Origin of the sequence: Streptomyces sp. NBC_01288, assembly GCF_035982055.1 — a bacterium.
GTDB lineage: Bacteria > Actinomycetota > Actinomycetes > Streptomycetales > Streptomycetaceae > Streptomyces.
On record NZ_CP108427.1, the window covers coordinates 4,788,080 to 4,801,370 of the forward strand.

18 protein-coding genes and 1 tRNA gene are annotated in these 13,291 nt (G+C 66.5%); 5 read left to right on the forward strand and 14 right to left on the reverse strand.

The window, feature by feature from the left end; genetic code table 11:
• Positions 1-3 precede the first annotated feature (3 nt).
• Positions 4-77, forward strand: a tRNA-Pro gene (locus OG194_RS21220).
• 95 nt (positions 78-172) lie between these two features.
• On the opposite strand, the gene OG194_RS21225 is transcribed toward OG194_RS21220, so the two are convergent.
• From OG194_RS21225 to OG194_RS21270, 10 genes are all read right to left on the reverse strand, one after another.
• Positions 173-1,342, reverse strand: coding sequence for a site-specific integrase (locus OG194_RS21225; protein WP_327402398.1), 1,170 nt, complete (start codon positions 1,340-1,342; stop codon positions 173-175).
• Complete coding sequence (locus OG194_RS21230) at positions 1,342-1,524, reverse strand: helix-turn-helix domain-containing protein (RefSeq protein WP_043667491.1); 183 nt, start codon at positions 1,522-1,524, stop codon at positions 1,342-1,344. The genes OG194_RS21225 and OG194_RS21230 overlap by 1 nt, the downstream gene beginning before the upstream one ends.
• Entirely contained in the window at positions 1,517-2,821 is a 1,305-nt protein-coding gene (locus OG194_RS21235) for a replication initiator (protein WP_327402399.1), read from the reverse strand. Before OG194_RS21235 ends, OG194_RS21230 begins: the two co-directional genes overlap by 8 nt.
• Positions 2,822-2,951: 130 nt before the next feature.
• Positions 2,952-3,194 carry a SpdD protein gene (locus tag OG194_RS21240; RefSeq protein WP_327402400.1) on the reverse strand — a complete coding sequence of 81 codons (243 nt, stop codon included), beginning with the start codon at positions 3,192-3,194 and terminating at the stop codon, positions 2,952-2,954.
• Positions 3,195-3,207: 13 nt separating this feature from the next.
• Entirely contained in the window at positions 3,208-3,402 is a 195-nt protein-coding gene (locus OG194_RS21245) for a hypothetical protein (protein WP_327402401.1), read from the reverse strand.
• A 9-nt stretch (positions 3,403-3,411) separates the two neighbouring features.
• A complete protein-coding gene (locus OG194_RS21250; protein WP_327402402.1) occupies positions 3,412-3,603 on the reverse strand; it encodes a mobile element transfer protein in 192 nt (63 codons plus the stop codon).
• Positions 3,603-3,794 (reverse strand): hypothetical protein, encoded by a 192-nt coding sequence (locus OG194_RS21255; RefSeq protein ID WP_327402403.1) that lies wholly within the window; start codon positions 3,792-3,794, stop codon positions 3,603-3,605. Before OG194_RS21255 ends, OG194_RS21250 begins: the two co-directional genes overlap by 1 nt.
• A gap of 19 nt (positions 3,795-3,813) precedes the next feature.
• Positions 3,814-4,443 (reverse strand): DUF2637 domain-containing protein, encoded by a 630-nt coding sequence (locus OG194_RS21260; protein ID WP_327402404.1) that lies wholly within the window; start codon positions 4,441-4,443, stop codon positions 3,814-3,816.
• Positions 4,444-4,446: 3 nt separating this feature from the next.
• Entirely contained in the window at positions 4,447-5,832 is a 1,386-nt protein-coding gene (locus OG194_RS21265) for an FtsK/SpoIIIE domain-containing protein (RefSeq protein WP_327402405.1), read from the reverse strand.
• 5 nt (positions 5,833-5,837) lie between these two features.
• Positions 5,838-6,194, reverse strand: a complete 357-nt coding sequence (locus OG194_RS21270) for an SCO3933 family regulatory protein (RefSeq protein WP_327402406.1) — start codon at positions 6,192-6,194, stop codon at positions 5,838-5,840.
• A 153-nt stretch (positions 6,195-6,347) separates the two neighbouring features.
• Here OG194_RS21270 and OG194_RS21275 point away from each other — a divergent pair, with 153 nt between their 5' ends.
• The gene (locus OG194_RS21275; RefSeq protein WP_327402407.1) at positions 6,348-6,809 is read left to right on the forward strand and encodes a hypothetical protein; all 462 of its coding nucleotides are present in this window, start codon (positions 6,348-6,350) and stop codon (positions 6,807-6,809) included.
• 13 nt (positions 6,810-6,822) lie between these two features.
• Here OG194_RS21275 and OG194_RS21280 read toward each other — a convergent pair whose 3' ends face one another.
• The 3 genes from OG194_RS21280 to OG194_RS21290 all read right to left on the reverse strand — a co-directional run bounded on the left by OG194_RS21280 (position 6,823) and on the right by OG194_RS21290 (position 9,092).
• Complete coding sequence (locus tag OG194_RS21280; protein ID WP_327402408.1) at positions 6,823-7,551, reverse strand: GntR family transcriptional regulator; 729 nt, start codon at positions 7,549-7,551, stop codon at positions 6,823-6,825.
• Positions 7,552-7,637: 86 nt separating this feature from the next.
• Positions 7,638-8,075: an ATP-binding protein gene (locus OG194_RS21285; protein ID WP_327402409.1), complete on the reverse strand. Its 438-nt coding sequence runs from the start codon at positions 8,073-8,075 to the stop codon at positions 7,638-7,640.
• 276 nt (positions 8,076-8,351) lie between these two features.
• Entirely contained in the window at positions 8,352-9,092 is a 741-nt protein-coding gene (locus OG194_RS21290) for a GntR family transcriptional regulator (protein WP_327402410.1), read from the reverse strand.
• An 81-nt stretch (positions 9,093-9,173) separates the two neighbouring features.
• Between OG194_RS21290 and OG194_RS21295 the strand changes: the two genes are divergently transcribed.
• A complete protein-coding gene (locus tag OG194_RS21295; RefSeq protein ID WP_327402411.1) occupies positions 9,174-10,280 on the forward strand; it encodes a DUF1152 domain-containing protein in 1,107 nt (368 codons plus the stop codon).
• Between the two features lie 29 nt (positions 10,281-10,309).
• Positions 10,310-10,507 (forward strand): hypothetical protein, encoded by a 198-nt coding sequence (locus OG194_RS21300; RefSeq protein ID WP_327407152.1) that lies wholly within the window; start codon positions 10,310-10,312, stop codon positions 10,505-10,507.
• Between the two features lie 928 nt (positions 10,508-11,435).
• On the opposite strand, the gene OG194_RS21305 is transcribed toward OG194_RS21300, so the two are convergent.
• Positions 11,436-12,029 (reverse strand): hypothetical protein, encoded by a 594-nt coding sequence (locus OG194_RS21305; protein ID WP_327402412.1) that lies wholly within the window; start codon positions 12,027-12,029, stop codon positions 11,436-11,438.
• A gap of 658 nt (positions 12,030-12,687) precedes the next feature.
• Here OG194_RS21305 and OG194_RS21310 point away from each other — a divergent pair.
• On the forward strand, positions 12,688-13,134 hold the full coding sequence (locus tag OG194_RS21310; RefSeq protein WP_327402413.1) for a hypothetical protein: 447 nt from the start codon (positions 12,688-12,690) through the stop codon (positions 13,132-13,134).
• Positions 13,135-13,291 lie beyond the last annotated feature (157 nt).

Below are 13,291 nucleotides of genomic sequence, written 5' to 3' on the forward strand. Positions count from 1 at the left end.
CATCGGGGTGTAGCGCAGCTTGGCAGCGCGCTTCGTTCGGGACGAAGAGGTCGTGGGTTCAAATCCCGCCACCCCGACAGCTACACAGCAGTTCAGAGGGCCCTTACCGATTCGGTAAGGGCCCTCTGACGTTACTGCGTGTCTATCTGCGTGACTATCGATTCCTGAGTGCCTAGGGCTTGCGCGGATCCGCGCCGAAGATGCCATCCATGACCACGGCACCGGTCTGGATCACGGGCCGGATCTGCTTCCGATACACCTCCTCGGTCACGGCCGTACCCGAGTGCCCGACGAGCCGGGAGATCTCCTCCAGAGGAACGCCCCGATCGGAGAGCAGCGACACGAAACTGTGCCGGAGCTCCCGGGGCGTCCACTCGGCAGCGTCGACACCGTCAACGTCTTTGAGCGCCTGGCGGAAGGCACGGCGGACGTTGGCTGCATCGAGCGGCTTGCCCACGGCCGAGGAGAAGACGAGCCCGTGTTCCTCCCACTCCTCGTCAGCGGCGAGCCGGTCCCACCCCTGCTCCTCGAACTGCTGCCACAGCGCTTCCACGCAGCGCGCCGGCAGGGCGAGGGTGCGCCGGGACTTCCGGGTCTTGGTGTCCCCGCTCCGCCGCACCGACCGCCAGACGGCGATGTGCGGAGGCTGCGGCGGGTCGAAGTTCTGCCGCCCCTTCAGAAAGACGTGATCCCAGGTGAGCGCCCGCAGTTCCTCGGTACGGGCACCGGTCAGCAGCGCGACGACGATGTACGCGTGCATGGAGGTTCCAGCAGCCCCCTTCAGTACGGCCTCGGCCTGGACGAAGGTGAGCGCCTTGGACGGCCGCCCCGCCTGTCCCTGCGGCACCGAGCACAGCTCGACGACGTTGCGCTTCACCTTGTCCCGCGCCATGGCCCGCTTGACCGCACGGTTCAGGCAGGAATGAAGGCCCTGAAGTGTGCGCGTGCTGAGTGTCTTCGCCTTGGTGGCCAACCAACGGTCCACGTCTTCCGCGCTGAGGTCACGGAGCTTGCGGGCACCGAGCGACGGAATAACGTGCTTCTCGCTCATGAGCGTGGCCGTTTCGACGGTGCTGGGGTCGAGGCCGGCCAAGCCGTAGGCGAGCCAGTCCGTGACCGCGTCCTTCACCGTGTAGTTGGTGGGCGCGATGGCGAGGCCGTCCTCGTGGTCCCGCAGCACCTCTTTGAGCTTGTTCTTGGCCTCGGTCTTGGTCTTGCCACTCCCCCGCTTCACGATCCGCTTCCCGCTCGGGTCGAAACCGAGGTTCGCCGTGGCGATCCAACGCTGTCTCTTCTCGTCCCAGTGGAGCCCGCCGTCACCGCGACTACGACGCTTGGTCATCAGGCAGCACGCTCCGACTGCCCAGAGATGAAGTCGTGGAGAGCGGAGGCAGGGATACGCCGACACCTTCCGATGGCGACGGAACGCAGACGCCGGGTGCGGATCAGGTCGTAGACCGTGGACCGCCCTACCTTCAAGCGAGCCATGACGTCGACCACGGTCAACAGTTCGTCGTCACGCATGTGTTGGTTCTCCTTCCGTGCCGGGGGCGGGTTCGAGGGATTCGGCGAGCCAGGCTTCGCCACGGGAAAGGCCCGTTCCAGCGAAGACCCAGTGCGAGAGCACGAGAGTCGAGTCCGGATCGGTGTCGATGACCGGAGCGACTTGGGCACGACGCCATTCAGCGCGAGCACCTCGAAGTGCGCCGAGGGTGGTCGAGTAGCGGCGGGACTTGGTGGAGAAATGGCCGCGGAATCCGAGCATGTGCGCCCAGGCCCGAAGGCGGAGCTCGGCGAGTTCGGGGCGTGCCCCGAGGGTCCAGGCGACGCGGATCATGCGTCGGGCGTGGTCCGTGATGCGCGCTTGGGCCAGTTCAGCGAGGAACTTGAGAGGTCGGTCGAGGGTGCCTGTCGCCGTCTCAGCACCTTTGGTGGCGTACTTGGCGATGTACGCGGCTACAGCTCGTTCGGTGAGTTCCTGGCCGTTGTCGAAGTCGGCGGATTGGATCGTACGGACGTCGAGTTGGCGGCCGAAGACGAAGGTATGCGTCCGGCCGTCGATCTCTGGGCCGTTGATGCGGGCGGCGGTCGCTGCGGCCTCGATGGCGTCCGTCAGAAGCTCTGCCGTCGCCCAGGCCGGCGGTGAGGTATCGCCCCCTTCTGGGCCGTCGATGCGGATGACCGCGTGGAAGTGAACGGCACCGCGCTTTTGGTACTCGGCGACCTTCGCGAACGAGATGCGCGCATGGTCACGGAAGGTTCGTTGAGTGAGGCCAGCCCGCTTGGCGATCTCCCGGCGGAGGTAGATGGAGAAGCGTCGCCAGAGGGCTCCTGCATGGGCGTTCCAGAGCACGGCCGCTTCGTAGTCGTACGTGTCCGGGTTCAGGGGCGTGCTCAGCGTGCTGTCGTCCTCGGCGTGCCGGGCACCGCAGCGGCAAGGGCGCCCGCTGGACGGGCGGTTGTGGACCGGGCCGAAGCCGGGGGCGGTGAAGGTGGCGAAGACGCGCGGGTGTGTGGCGACCTGGTCCGAGGTGCCTTTGCCGCCTCGTAGACCGGCAGTGATCAGGTGGTACGTGTCGCGGCGGTAGGTCTCGGCGCAGGCCGAACAGCGAGTCGCACGGCGGTTGTTGCAGCGGACGAGGAGTTGGCCGGCGGGGAGGGCAGTCGAGTCGAGGTGGTGCAGGGTTCGGCCGATCTCGCCGGTTGCCGTGTCGACCGCGTATTCGGTGCGGTGGCCGTCGAGACGTATGGGGCGGGTGCAGCCGCCCAGTCCGGAGAGTTGCCTGGCCAGCTCGGGCATGGTGCCCAGGGAGGCCAGCATGGAGAGTTCCGCCAGCGGGGGCGGAGTCTGCCGGGTGATGATGGGTCTTCCTTTCGGCTGTTTCTGCGGTTGGGAGGGACGGCCCCGGGGCGGCGGGATGCTTGGCGGCGTTTGCCGCCCCGGCGGCCGGTCAACGCCTATTGGTGCCGTTGAGGAGCGAGCGCAGGACTACCGCAGCGATGGCCACCGACACGGCTGTGATGGCAACGGCCGCCAGGAGCGCGGTGAGGACGACCCCGCCGACGAGGACGACGGTGACCGGCACCGCGTAGGGGCTAAGCGAGCGACCGGCGGTGATGGTCGGGACGTGCGGCTGGTGGTGGGTGAGGGTCGGCGGCGGGGTGGGAACGTCGGGCAGCTTGGGGCGGAACATGGCGGAGCTCCTTTCAGCGATCGGTGCCGTTGACGACGCCGACCCCGGAACGGGTGCCGGACTCGATGGCGGGGGCGAGGAATGTGTGAGAGAGCCAGAAGCCGAACAGCGCGATCACGACGGCGACCCACATGCGGACGCCGAGGAACTTGATCGCGGCCCAGGCGATGACGCCCAGGACGAAGACGAGCGGCAGTGAGACGGTCACGAGAGCTCCTCAGCGGACGCGGCAGCGGTGGGTGCGGGCAGCGAGTTCGGCGGCGGCGCGGCTGTCGTAGTCGGCGGAGGCACCACAACGCGGGGCGGTGCAGGCGGCGATGTGCTTCTCGCGGCCACGGTCGTCGTTGTACGTGGCGACCTGGACGGGGCCGATGCGTACGACGCGGCGGAAACGGCGGTTGGCAGGCATCAGGGCAACTCCTTGTCGGTCTCGCCGGTGAAGTCGGTGACGTGGTCGGCCAGCCAGCGCAAGATCTCGTCGCCTTCGTAGGTGTCGGCGGCGAGGATCACCGGTTCGGCGATCAGCACGGCTTCGGTGAGGCGGTTCTGTCGGGTCAGCTCGGCGGCACGCTTGAGCGCGCGGAGCGTGGACGGCTGCACGGTGGAAAGTCCTCCGGGGTCAGGTGAGTTTGGTGGCGATGGCTTCGGCGAGCGGAAGCGGGACACCGAGCCGGGTGCGAAGGGTCGGGGTGTCGATGTCCGTCCCGGTCCGTGTCCGGTGTTCGTCGGCGACCTTGCGGGCGAGGGCGACGAGGGCGGGCGGGACAGGGGCGGCGGTGGGCTGCGCGGCGGGCTGTGGCTCAGCAGCGGGCAGTTCAGGGGCAGTTGGCGTGAGGGGCGGCACGGGTGCCTCGCCCTGGTTCGGCACCGCCACCTCGTCGCCGTCCTGGGTGCCGTGGGCGAGAAGCGTTCCGCCGAGGAAGGCGACAGCCGGCCAGCCCGCGACGAGGATGCGAAGCCAGGCAGGGACGTTCCCAAGGTCGAGCAGGCCGGCTGTGGCGACATTGGCCCCGAGCGACGTAGTCAGAGCAACGGTGAACCAGCACCAGCCAGAGGCTTTCGCCGCACCGGAGCGCAGGCGCCGCCAGGCAGCGACGAGCAGCAGATCAACGCTGATCGGATAGGCCCAGGCCTTCCACCCCGCCTGTCCGGCCGCCGCAGCGAGGTCGTGCAGATGGGCGAAGGACAGGGCTGCGGCGATGGCCGCTTGGACCAGGACCGGGTCCAGCCGCATGCGGTGAGCGCTCATCGCTCAGTCCCCCGCTGTCTCGGAGGTCAGGCGCACGGCGGGTGCTGCTTTGGGGGTGTTGAGGAGTACGGGCGAGACGTACGGCTGGAAGGGCTTGAGCGCCGGTACGTCCGGCGCGAGGTGGGCCGCGTCACGGCAGGTGGCCGCAGCGTCGGTGAGTGACAGGTGGGGAGTGCGGATGCGGGACCAGCCGCCGGAGGTGTCGCCTGCCACGGCCAGGCCCGGCATCTCGGCGGCGATGGCGCAGGAGGCGTAGACCGCCTCGGTGGCGATGTCTCCGAGCGCCATCTTGGCGGAGGCCTCGTCGTTGACTCGGTGACAGACGCGGCCGGTGAGCTGGGCCCGCAACATGGTGGCGCCCTTGCCGAGTTCGGCGCCGAAGCGCTGCCCGCAGACCTCCAGGTAGATGCCGGCCGCACGACCGAGCTGGGCGAGCCGAATGAGATGAGTGACCATCTCGTCCCGCCGTTCCTCGTCCTTGCGGGTCGCGACGAGGAAGAGTTCGGCCACCTCGTCGACGAAAAGGACGATGGGCACCGGGCGTTCGCTCTTCGGCAGACCCCAGATGTCTGAAGTGATCTCCTCGTCGGGGGTGTTGGGTGCGATCCCCTGCCGGGCCTTGATCAGGTCGTAGCGGTCCTCCATTTCCTTGATCAGGACGGGCAGCAGCTCGGAAGCCTCGTCAGGGTCGGTCGCCAGCGCGGCGAAACGAGAGGCGAAGGGCGCCAGCTCGACGCCCCGCTTGCAGTCGATGCCGACCAGAGCGACGGGCTGTTGAGCGAGCCCGACGATCAGGTTGCGCAGGTACATGGACTTGCCTGACAGCGTTGCGCCGAGGACGAGTTCATGCGGTACGGCGCGGTAGTCCCGTAAGAACGCCGTGGCGTCCTCTCGAAGCGCTACCGGCACCTTGAGCAACCCGCCGTCCATTCGGCGAGGCATCCGGACCTTGCGCAGGACGTCGAAGCCGATGAGCCGGAGTTCGACGACACCGGGCTTGACGTCCTTGACGTACACGGCGTGCACGCCCCAGGCATGGCGGAGTCGTTCCGCCGAGGCAGCGACGTCGGCGGGTTCCTGGCCCGGTGCGAGCCGGAGCCGGACGCGCAGGCCGGTCGTGGTGGGCCGGATGATGCCCCGGCGGGGCGGCACTGGACGAATTTCCCGGCGAGTGGTCGCCCTGATGGCCAGCATCCGCAACCGGGACGGCTCGACGGTCAGACCGCAGGCGTCCATGGTCGAGGAGTACGAGGCCAACAGTCGGGCCACCGAGACCGGAAGCCCGACCGTGGACCAGTACGCCGCCGGGTTGGCGTGCCGGGCGTAGGCCGCGCCGCCTATCGCAGCAAGCGGCCCGCCCAACTCGGCGAAGGTGATCAGGTCCGTCACGGCGATCAACCCGCCTGAGCGACCGGGACCGGGAAGGCACCCGGCGCGATCGCGGTCGCTCGGTACGCGATGCCGTGCCGCTGCTGGCCGTTGAACACGCTCTCCCACGGCCGGGCGATGAGCCCCGGCAGGGACACCGGAGCGCCAACGGTCAGGCCCTCCGTAACGCCGCTTTCAGGGATGGTGACCTGGACGATCGACGAGTCGCCCTCGTCGATGTAGACGACGCCCACGGTCATCAGCGCCTCACCGCTCACGGCGTCCTTGGCGATCTCACCGGTCTGTCGGTCGCGCACCTTCGGTGCCGGCGCTTCGGTGAGCAGGATCGTGGCGGACGAGGCGTCAACTCGGATTACACGCACAGAGAGTTCTCCTTCTGAGATCGACAACCCATCACCTGACAGGTTGACTTAGCAAGTTCGAAGTTAGAGTTGCCGGGTTGACTTGTCAAGTGGCTTCACGAGCAGTCTTCAGCGACCCGGCGAGCACAAGTGATCCCCGAGGCGCACGATGGAATGAGCAACGCCCAGAAGGGCCGGATCATGAGCAGGTTGCATCACGCCGGGCACCCCAAGGCCTCGCCAGAACAGTCCTGGGGCCCACGAAATCCCGAGGCGCCAGCGCCTCCGTCGCAGTCCTGGCCGGGACAGCCTCAAGGCGTACCGCCTGGCCAACCTCCCTACCAGAGGCAGGCAGCACCTCTCCCCCGCAAGCGACATCGCGTCTTCTTCTGGGTCTTCCTGTCAGTCCAGATCCTGTTCCTGATCTGGGTGATCACCGGAGCTGCGAGCGGCAGCGGCACCCCGGATTCATGTCAGGGGATGACCGGCGACGCGCTGAAGACTTGCAACGACGCCGGCAACGTCGGCACCGCGATCGGCGTGGGCCTGATCATCGGGCTGTGGGCGGCGGCAGACGTCATCCTGGGAATTACGTACATGGTCTACCGCCTGGCCAGCCGTCAGCCACGCACATGAGCCAGAGAATTCGTCAGCTCAACCGGTAGGTGTCTTCGAGTTCCTGCCCATCAGCAGGAAGCAGCACGTCAGAGACCTGCAACGCCTGGCCCGACGCATCGCGCGCGATGACGAGGACGCTGAGTACAGGGACGCCATCGGGCAGACCAAGTAGCTGAGCCTCTCCAGTGTCCGGCAGTCGAGCCGAGACACGTTCCGTCACATGGTCGAACCGAACCTTCTTCCGCGCCTCCAGGTGCGCACGGGTACCACCACTCAGGGGGGCGGCACTCTCCAGCTCAGTGCCCTCGATCAGGCCCGCGGGGAAGTACGACGAGACCAGCTCGACGGGTTCGCCGTCTTCTTCGACCAGGAAACGGCGCATGAGGACCTTGGCGCGCTTCGGCAGCCCAAGCACGGAGGCGACGCGCGCCGGAACAGCGACCCGGCCGACCTCAACCAGCCGCCCCGGGACCCGAGACTCATCACGTGTGAGCTCCGCACTCCCCCGGCGATCTTTCTCCTCGACCACCGCGGGACGACCGCGCACGATCGTGCCGTAGCCCTGCCGGGACTCCAGCCAGCCGTCACGCTTCAGCAGCTCCAGCGCCCGGACGACGGTCGGGCGGGACATCCCGAAAGCCTGTACCAGTTGGTTTTCGCTGGGCACGCGGGTTCCGGGGGCGTATGTGCCGTCCTCGATGCGACCCTGAAGGGTCTGAGCGAGGCGAACGTACTTCGGTGCCTCCACGTCATACGCCATCAACGCCGCCGCCTGTCGAGATTGGCCAAGTCAACCGGTCAACCAGACTAGCGGCAGTACCCATGGAAGAGAACCCAGGCGCCCCTTCAGGCCGGCCAGGCATTGGCCACTACGAAGGAGACAACCGTGCCGCCGAAGCGACTGGGCCCGGAGTGCCATGACTCGGCGATGGAGTCGACCAGCAGCAGCCCGCGCCCATGCGCATCGTTCGCGTCCGGATGCCGCAACCGCACGTTCGCCGGGAATCCGGGGTTGTGGACCTCGACCCGGAGCGAGGCCCCGTCCCGGAACCACTCCACCCGCACGACCCACGGTTCGTCAGCCCGCCCGTAGCGGATGGCGTTGGTCACGAGTTCCGAGATCATCAGCACGCAGTCCTCGACCGAGCAGGCCGGGTTGTACGGGGCGATGAACTTCCGGAACCAACGTCGGGCCCGGGGGACGGACTCCGGAGTCGGATGCAGGCTCATCGCGCCGAGTCGTGGTGAGCCTTCAGAGGGATGGTGGTCGATCGCGTAGGTCATCCGCGTTCACTCCTTGCCGCTGCCGTCGCAGTCGAGGCAGCGCCGCTTCGATGTGGCACGGATGCGGTCAGCAGCAGCGGCGAGCGCCAGGGAAGTACGCGAACTGACACGCTTCCAGCCACGTCCCCGACATCTCCGGCAAGGTAAGCGCACTCCCTGGTCCGGCTGCTGACTCGTCACCCCGTGCCCCCTTCCGATCAAGTGGCCTTAGCCACTTAATGGATAGTGGCATTAGCCACTTGCGATGCGCAAGCGGTTCAGCAAAGTGACGACCCATCAGGTGAGCGGATACCCCTGCTCGAACGCCCAGCGGTGCGGGGGATAGGTGGCTTCGGCAAACTCCAACGGCCGGTCCTGGAGGTCGAAGACGACGTGATGCACGATCAACACGGCGGAGCATGGCTCAAGTTGAAGATCGACGACCTCCTCCTCAGTCGCCGGCCGGGCACACATGCGGTCCTCCGCGTAACTCCCTTGCCGCCCCGTCGAGTTCTCGACGTACATCAAGGTGCCCTCTTGGATCCGCTCCGGCTCCAGGAGCTTGGGTGCCCGCTGCCCGACGTCCGGCGCGAACCAGGAGGTCGACAGGGAGAGGGGCCCGTCCTGGTTGTTGGTGACCCGCCGACGATGCACGGCCCGCCGATCCTTCACGAGACCCAACGCCTCAGCAACGTGGTCCGGCGCATCCAGCCACCCAGCCGACGAGATCACCGCGTACTCACCGGAGGTGTAGATCTTCCCGGTCTGCCGGGCCCGCCCGTACAACTCCCGCGCCCGGCGGTTCACTTCGAGGCTACGCACGTACGTGCCGGACCCCTGCCGCTTCTCTACGAGCCCCTGATGGCTCAGCGCTTCCAACGACCGAGCCGCCGTGGGCCGGGACACCTTCCAGCTCACCGCCAACTGCCGCTCCGAAGGAACCTCGTCCCCCGGTCGTAGGTCACCCCGAAGGATCTGATCACGGATGAAGTGCGCGATCTGGAGATACTTCGGCTGAGCCTCCTCAATCTGAGGCATGTCCCCTCCTCGTCCAAGTGGCTATAGCCTCTAGCCACTATAGAGTGAGTGGTCAAGGACCGACCCCGTAGGCTTGGGCCCATGACGCGGTTGATCGTCGCAGCAGGGGGAGGGGGCGACGCAGTCGCCGCCGCAATGCTTCACGCCGCCCTTTACGGCGACGAGGACCAGGCGGTGATCCTCACGTACGCGTGGGACCGCCTATTGGTGGACCCCGTTCCGGGACCCCGACTCCCCTCCGACTTCACAGGACTCGAAGTCGTCACTCAGTCCGTCTGGTCGGTGCCATCTGAGGCCCGTCCAATCGCTCCGGCCGGATCTACCCTCCCCCGGCTTGCCGCGGAGCTCCCGCACACCTTCGCCCTGATTGATCCGCAGCACGGCACCGAAAGCATCACACGCCAACTCGAAGAGCTGGTCGGCCACTTGGAGCCGACGTCGATCGATCTCCTGGACGTGGGCGGCGACATCCTCGCGCGAGGCGACGAACCGACACTCAAGAGCCCGCTCGCCGACGCTCTGACGCTCGCCGCATGCTGCCAAGTGAACGCGCCTATCCGACTCTTGGTCGCCGGCCCCGGTCTGGACGGCGAACTTCCCATCGCCCAGGTGCACGGCCTACTTGGACCTCTCGTCCACACCTTCACCTCGAAGGACGTAGAGCCGGTCAGCTCGATCCTGGAATGGCACCCCTCTGAGGCAACCGGCATGCTCGCCGCAACTGCACGAGGAGTACGAGGCGTCTGCGAAGTACGGGACGCCGGACTCCCCATTCCCCTCACAGACGACGGCCCAACGGTCCATGAAGTCGATCTGGACGACGCCCTGAGCCGCAACGAGCTGGCGCGCGCCATCCTGTCGACGACCACTCTGGACGAGGCCGAGACGCACAGCCGCGAGATCTGCGGCTACTCGGAAATCGACTACGAACGCAACAAGGCAGCCTGGCTCAAGGACCAGCCGGCGGAAGAGTTCGACCCCGGTACGGTGCTGTCTCAGCTCGACCACTTCGAGAACGAGGCCAGAAGCCGCGGAGTCACTCACACGACGTTCCGCCGCCTCGCCGAAGCACTGGGCCTCCCAGGCAGCCAGCGAGAAGCCATACGAGCGCTACTCATAGAGACCGCGCCAAAGCAGTACGCAGCTCCGCTGTGGGATCTCACCGCCACCGAGGCCGCGTCACCGTGAGCGTGTTCAGGAGCGACCTCAACTTGGCTGTGCAGGATGCCACCGGCACCGGGGCCGAAGCCGACGTTGCCCTGAACCTAGTGACCGGCAACATCAGGCTGTCGATCCTCTGGACCCAAGAGATGCAGCTCTCCCCAGAGGACGCCGAGCAGGTAGCCCAGGCCCTTCATCGAGCCGCAGCGGAATCCCGAAGCATGGCAGCAGCCTCGAAGCCCGAGCGCGCATAGGGCTCACAACGCCCATCAGGCACCTGAGTTACAACCTTCCTTACGGGTTCAAGGCGGCTCGCTCCGCTCCCCGCGCGCGGCCCGACCCCCGGCCGGGCCTGCGCTCCTGTCTCCGCCCCGCTCCAGCCCGGCCGGCGCCCGTACCGCGCTCACGGGAATGGGCCGGGCTCAGAGACGTACGTTGCGGCTGAGCGGTCGGCTGAGATTCTACGTAGGGCTCCCCCAGCGCGTGCAGGGTTGCACAGGCGGGGTACTGTAAATGTGTGCGTCGAAGCTACGCGGGTGGATCTACAACCCAGCTATAGACAAAAGTTGTGTAGTTGGGTCTACTACCCGGTACCTCCCGGACTGCGGAGTGTGCTCGGCCGAAGGGCAAAAGGGTGAGGGGTGAAAGGCCTGTGGCCCTCCACCCCTCGATGGGTTACTCAGATGTCAGATAGCGCTAACTATCTAGCATCACTGGTTTCACGCGGCTGCAACCGCGCGGGACAGAGTCCGGTAGGCGCACTCGCCCTTTCGGTCGATGCACGGCGGGAAGTTCCGCCCTTCCTCGTGACGGCTCTCCACTCCGTACTGGTCGACGTAGTAGCCGTTCACCGGCACCCTCTGACCGGTCTTCCACTCTCCGTTCGGCCCCAGGGGCCGATGACGTCCTGCGAACATCGTTTGTTCCTCTCTTGGGGTATGACGTGACTGTTGTTGATCTGAACTCATGGCGGGCCGCGCCCCGGCGGGAGGAGCCAGGTACGGGGACGTGTGTATGCGGGAGTGGCTGGTTCGAGCTCAGGACCGCCGATGGTCCAGGCGCCGTATGCCTGAGCCCGGACGGTGCGGTCTCCGGGTACACCGGGCACCCGCACTGTGTGGAATGCGGCGCTTCTTGGTCGCCGTCCTGACGCCAAAGTGACGGACGGCCCATTCGGGAGGGTCACTCGTCGCCACCCCCACCGGAATCGTCCTGATGGCGAGCGCGGGCCAGTTCGTCACGCACCATCATGGGTAGAACCCACGAGCCGTCCAGCATCCGACCGACCTTTCTGGCCTTTCTGGCGCGATGGAAGGCCATCGTGATGGCCGCGTCTGGAGTCTTCCAGTTTGGGTTGACCCACCCTCGACGGACCCACTCCCTGCGCAGTTCAGACATGCGCATAGGGCGGCCGGCGTCGGCCAGGATCGCTACCGCGCGATCCGTGGAGGAGCGCGGCTCAAGCCCCGTGGGTTGATGCACATCGACGGCAGCCGTATCCAAGGTCGCACCCTCTGCGGTACCGACGACGTGTGCCGTTCCCGCCTCAGCTGAAACGTGGGCTGAAACTTGGGGGAGCTGTCCAGGGTCAACGCCCTGCGCCGCCAGAACGTCGCGCAGGCTATATACGGCCATGGAGAGGCGCTGGACTTGTTCGCGCGCGGCTGTCACTTCCCGATGCGCGCGCTCCCGCGCGGCGACGAGCGCGTGCTCGGCTGCGGCCAGCTGCTGCTGGGCCACCTCCAGGGCCGTCTCAAGCGTGCGAGTCTCCTCCATGGGCCACAAGCATACCATATGGGCTAACGTGAGACCTAACGTTAAAACGTTAGGACCCCCTAAGTGGCGCCTGAGCTGCGGCTTTACGTCCGATGATTTGTTCGAATCTCTGCATTTGGAATGGTTGCGCGCATCCCCCAGGGTCCTCGGAGTGGCCTGCTTTCGTTTCCCACCCGATAGCTCTCGTATCTTCGTCATCAGCTGGCCGATGTGGGTGGCACTGGTCAGCAAATCGGAAGCGTGGTTGAGGTTGGTGGGGGTACCGCGAGGCATACGCGCGCCTGGTCGATCGGCGAGCCCGTCGTCGTGGCGGGCTGTCGTAGGTTCAGGCGCAGACGGCCCCCGGATTCGCTCCGGTGAATGGCTGACCTGTCAAGCTCGCCCAGGCGAATGACATCAACGCTTGACACCAACAGGCCCGAACAACGGCGCTCGGCGTCGAACCTCGGCGGACGATCAGCTGAGGACTGCGGTCGGTTTACCCACGTCGCCAACGCCCCCTGATCGACCTGATAAGGATGAGGCCACAGGTTCAAATCCTGCGGTCGCCCAAGCACCGGGCACAGGGCGATTCTCGGGTATGGCTCCGTCATGAAAGCACAGCGACCTTGCACTCTCAGCCCGTACGTTGCCGTTGGAAGAGACGGATCGGGGGGCCATGGCTGACAGTAGCGACGTCTTACTTGAGCTCTGGAAAGATCAGCGCGACCAGATGCGGCAGCTTGAGAACCAACGCGCGACGCTCACCAACATCGTCATCCTGGTGGTGGCAGCGGGGCTGGGATTCATCGCTCAGAGCGGACTAGGGCCGACGATGCTCGCGGTCACACTGCCCATGATGCTGCTCGGCTCGTATGGAGCATTGGCATGTATGAAGTATCGGGAACGACAAGCCCTCCACGACGCTCAAGCTTTGAGCCTTCGGAAGAAACTAGGGGACCTGCATCCGAGCCTCTCGATCGACGCGGGATGGGCTGACACCTACCAAAGGCAGCAGCTCCGTTTCCCCAAGCTGTTCAGGTTGCGCCTCTACGCACTATGGGTGGCACTTCACCTAGGCGTCGCGGCGGCCGGCGGAGTGTTGTCCATATGGTCACTACTGTGACGATCACGCCCGCCCCCTCGCGTGCCCGGTCCGACGGGCCGTCTGTGGGCCGTCCGCCGGCAGCCAACAACGACAGCTGCCAACTACTCGCCCCTGCTCGGAGACGGCGCGCTGGATACCGACGCAGACGCCGATCCCCCAAGCCAAGTTGGGGAAC

Coding starts and splice junctions, on each gene's coding strand:
- OG194_RS21225 (WP_327402398.1), bottom strand. CDS start 1,342: ATGACCAAGCGTCGTAGTCGCGGTGACGGCGGGCTCCACTGGGACGAG.
- OG194_RS21230 (WP_043667491.1), bottom strand. CDS start 1,524: ATGCGTGACGACGAACTGTTGACCGTGGTCGACGTCATGGCTCGCTTG.
- OG194_RS21235 (WP_327402399.1), bottom strand. CDS start 2,821: ATGCTGGCCTCCCTGGGCACCATGCCCGAGCTGGCCAGGCAACTCTCC.
- OG194_RS21240 (WP_327402400.1), bottom strand. CDS start 3,194: ATGTTCCGCCCCAAGCTGCCCGACGTTCCCACCCCGCCGCCGACCCTC.
- OG194_RS21250 (WP_327402402.1), bottom strand. CDS start 3,603: ATGCCTGCCAACCGCCGTTTCCGCCGCGTCGTACGCATCGGCCCCGTC.
- OG194_RS21260 (WP_327402404.1), bottom strand. CDS start 4,443: ATGAGCGCTCACCGCATGCGGCTGGACCCGGTCCTGGTCCAAGCGGCC.
- OG194_RS21275 (WP_327402407.1), top strand. CDS start 6,348: ATGAGCAACGCCCAGAAGGGCCGGATCATGAGCAGGTTGCATCACGCC.
- OG194_RS21280 (WP_327402408.1), bottom strand. CDS start 7,551: ATGGCGTATGACGTGGAGGCACCGAAGTACGTTCGCCTCGCTCAGACC.
- OG194_RS21285 (WP_327402409.1), bottom strand. CDS start 8,075: ATGACCTACGCGATCGACCACCATCCCTCTGAAGGCTCACCACGACTC.
- OG194_RS21290 (WP_327402410.1), bottom strand. CDS start 9,092: ATGCCTCAGATTGAGGAGGCTCAGCCGAAGTATCTCCAGATCGCGCAC.
- OG194_RS21295 (WP_327402411.1), top strand. CDS start 9,174: ATGACGCGGTTGATCGTCGCAGCAGGGGGAGGGGGCGACGCAGTCGCC.
- OG194_RS21305 (WP_327402412.1), bottom strand. CDS start 12,029: ATGGAGGAGACTCGCACGCTTGAGACGGCCCTGGAGGTGGCCCAGCAG.
- OG194_RS21310 (WP_327402413.1), top strand. CDS start 12,688: ATGGCTGACAGTAGCGACGTCTTACTTGAGCTCTGGAAAGATCAGCGC.